The sequence below is a fragment of the Stenotrophomonas sp. Sm2128 genome (assembly GCF_030985535.1).
GTDB classification, from domain to species: domain Bacteria; phylum Pseudomonadota; class Gammaproteobacteria; order Xanthomonadales; family Xanthomonadaceae; genus Stenotrophomonas; species Stenotrophomonas maltophilia.
Genome location: NZ_JAPTFQ010000147.1, coordinates 1 through 3,089, shown reverse-complemented (window position 1 = coordinate 3,089; position 3,089 = coordinate 1). Strand labels below are relative to the sequence as shown.

General features: G+C 68.6%; 2 protein-coding genes. Both read left to right on the top strand.

The annotated features are described in order from the left end of the window. The first annotated feature begins 202 nt into the window (after positions 1-202). A complete protein-coding gene (locus tag O0K41_RS22125; RefSeq protein ID WP_049450272.1) occupies positions 203-2,251 on the top strand; it encodes an ATP-dependent DNA helicase in 2,049 nt (682 codons plus the stop codon). 9 nt (positions 2,252-2,260) lie between these two features. Further along, on the top strand, positions 2,261-2,974 hold the full coding sequence (gene tsaB, locus O0K41_RS22120) for a tRNA (adenosine(37)-N6)-threonylcarbamoyltransferase complex dimerization subunit type 1 TsaB (RefSeq protein ID WP_164223362.1): 714 nt from the start codon (positions 2,261-2,263) through the stop codon (positions 2,972-2,974). Positions 2,975-3,089 lie beyond the last annotated feature (115 nt).

Here is a 3,089-nt window from a genome sequence, read left to right as displayed (position 1 = left end):
GCGCAGGACAGCGCACACGAGCAAGGCGCCATCGAGCCCCCATGGATGGGTTTACGGCGTGTCCTGCCTGCCCCTCCCGGCCCGCCCAGCACGCAGCAACCCAGAGCCATGAACAACGCTGTTGCTGTTGCTGTTGCCGTTGCTGTTGCCCTGGCTTGAAACGGGTGCCGGGCAGCGCCCGGCCGGGTATCCTTTCCCTCTGATGTCCGACCTTGTCCATGCCAGCCGCGAAGCCCTCAGCGACGGCGGCGCGCTCGCCTCGCACCTGGATGCCTTCGTCCCGCGTCCGGCACAGCTGCACCTGACCGAAGCCATCGCCGATGCGCTGCAGCAGCGTGACCTGCTGCTGGCCGAGGCCGGTACCGGCACTGGCAAGACCTTTGCCTATCTGGTGCCGGTGCTGCTGTCCGGGTTGCGTACCATCATTTCCACCGGAACCCGCGCGCTGCAGGACCAGCTCTACCACCGCGATCTGCCACGGGTGCGTCAGGCACTTGGTGTCGGCCTGCGCAGTGCGTTGCTGAAGGGGCGCGCGAACTACCTGTGCCGCTATCGCCTGCAGCAGGCGCGCGGCGAGCCGCGTTTTTCCAGCCCCGAACAGGCGGCGCAGTTCCAGCGCATCCTGGCCTGGTCCGGTCGTTCGGAGTTCGGTGACATCGCCGAACTGGAAGGCCTGGCCGATGATTCGCCGCTGCTGCCGATGGTCACTTCCACTGTCGACAACTGCCTGGGTACCGACTGCCCGTTCTGGGATGACTGCTTCGTGGTGCGCGCGCGGCAGCGTGCGCAGGCGGCCGATGTGGTGGTGGTCAACCATCACCTGCTGCTGGCCGATCTGGCCCTGAAGCAGGACGGTTTCGGTGAACTGCTGCCGGGGGCGCAGGCCTTCGTCATCGACGAGGCACACCAGCTGCCCGAATTGGCCGCGCAGTTCTTCGGCGAAGGTTTCGGCATGCGCCCGTGGCAGGAACTGGGCCGCGACTGCCTGGCCGAAGCGCGTGGCGTCGGCGGCGCGCAGTCGGCGCTGCAGGAACCGGTCGACCAGTTGCAGCAGGCGCTGCTGGCCCTGCGTTCGGCGATGGAGGGACTGCCGCCGCGTGGCACGCAATGGCGCGCGTTGGCGATGCCGCAGGTGCGCGATGGATTCGATACGGTGATGGCGGGGTTGGTGACGCTGGAGCAGGCACTGCAGCCGCTGCGCGAAGCCGGGGCGGGCCTGGATGCCTGCCATGCGCGGGCGCGCGAGGCGGTCTCGCGGCTCAGCCGCTGGCTGGGCGATGACGAACCTGCCCTCGATTTCGATACCGACCCGGCGGAAACCGCCACTGCCGCTGATGTGCTCTGGTACGAGCTCACGCCACGTGGTTTTCGCTGCCAGCGCACGCCGATGGATGTGTCCGGCCCGTTACGTGAGCATCGCGAACGCAGTCGCGCGGCATGGATCTTCACCTCGGCGACGCTGACCGTGGGCGGTGGCTTCGACCACATCGCCACCCGCCTGGGCCTGGATGACCCGCATACGCTGGTCCAGCCAAGCCCGTTCAATTGGCCGGAGCAGGCGCTGTGCTACCTGCCCGAAGGCCTGCCTGATCCGGCTGCGCGGGGCTTTGGTACTGCGTTGATCCAGACCCTGCGGCCGGTGTTGCAGGCGTCGCAGGGCAGGGCATTCCTGTTGTTTGCCTCGCACCGTGCATTGCGCGAGGCCGCCGAGGCACTGCGTGATGGGCCATGGCCGTTGTTCGTGCAGGGCGAGGCGCCGCGCGCGACGCTGTTGCAGCGCTTCCGCGAGTCGGGCAATGGCGTGCTGCTGGGCTCGGCCAGTTTCCGCGAGGGCGTGGACGTGGTGGGGGAGGCGCTGAGCGTGGTGATGATCGACAAGCTGCCGTTCGCGGCGCCGGACGATCCGGTGTACGAGGCACGGCTGGAGGCGATCCGCAGCCAGGGCGGCAATCCGTTCCGCGATGAGCAGCTGCCGCAGGCGGTGATCGCGCTGAAACAGGGCGTCGGTCGCCTGATCCGCAGTGAGAGCGACCGTGGTGTGTTGGTATTGTGCGACCCGCGCCTGCTCAACCGTGGCTATGGTCGGGTCTTCCTCGATTCACTGCCGCCATTCCGCCGTACCCGCAGTCTGGCCGATGTGCAGGCCTTCTTTACGCCACAATGGGCGCCCGTGGCCGATGATGCGGCTGCTCCGGCGGCCGTTGCGACCGGCCCCGAGCCGGCGCCCGGTGCCACGTTCCCCCTGTTCTGACCCGATCCGATGAAACTGCTCGCCTTTGAAACCGCCACCGAAGCCTGTTCCGTTGCCCTGCATGTCGATGGGCAGGTGCTGGAACGCTTCGAGATCGCCCCGCGCCGGCATGCCGAACTGAGCCTGCCGTGGGCCGAGGCGCTGCTGTCCGAAGCAGGCATCAGCCGCCGCCAGCTGGACGGTATCGCGCTCAGCCGCGGCCCGGGTGCGTTCACCGGTGTGCGCCTGGCGATCGCCATCGCGCAAGGCATTGCGCTGGCACTGGATCGGCCGTTGCTGCCGGTCTCGACGCTGCAGGTGCTGGCGCTGCGGGCACCGGCGGACGAAACGCAGATCCTGTCGGCGATCGACGCACGGATGGGGGAGTTGTACGTCGCGCGCTTCGAGCGTGTAGACGGCCTGCCGGTGGCACGCGATGCCGAGCGCGTGTGCGCACCCGCTGCGGTTGCGCTGCCGGAAGGGATGTCGGCCTACGGTGTCGGCACCGGTTTCGGCGCAGCCGAGGGGGCACTGGTGACCCAGCTGGGCACCGGCCTGCGCTGCTTTGATGCGACGGCGCTGCCGCGAGCGTCGGATGTATTGGCACTGGCGGTGCCGGCGTTCGCTCGCGGCGAAGCCATTGCACCGGAGAGGGTCGAGCCGGCGTACCTGCGTGACAATGTGGCGCTGACCCTGGTCGAGCAGCAGGCCGCGCGCGAGGCGAAGGCGAAGGCCAACGGCTGAGCCCCTCGTGGCGGGGTTTGTTGATCGCATAAACCAAAAGCCGCGCTTGGCCGGGCGGGGTGGGTTCGCGGGGGACGCCGTAAACCCGTCCCTGGGGGCTTGGCCGCGGCATGGA

What these genes read in the sequence shown, in the direction of transcription:
- tsaB (WP_164223362.1), top strand. Translation starts at nt 2,261, where the DNA reads ATGAAACTGCTCGCCTTTGAAACCGCCACCGAAGCCTGTTCCGTTGCC.
- O0K41_RS22125 (WP_049450272.1), top strand. Translation starts at nt 203, where the DNA reads ATGTCCGACCTTGTCCATGCCAGCCGCGAAGCCCTCAGCGACGGCGGC.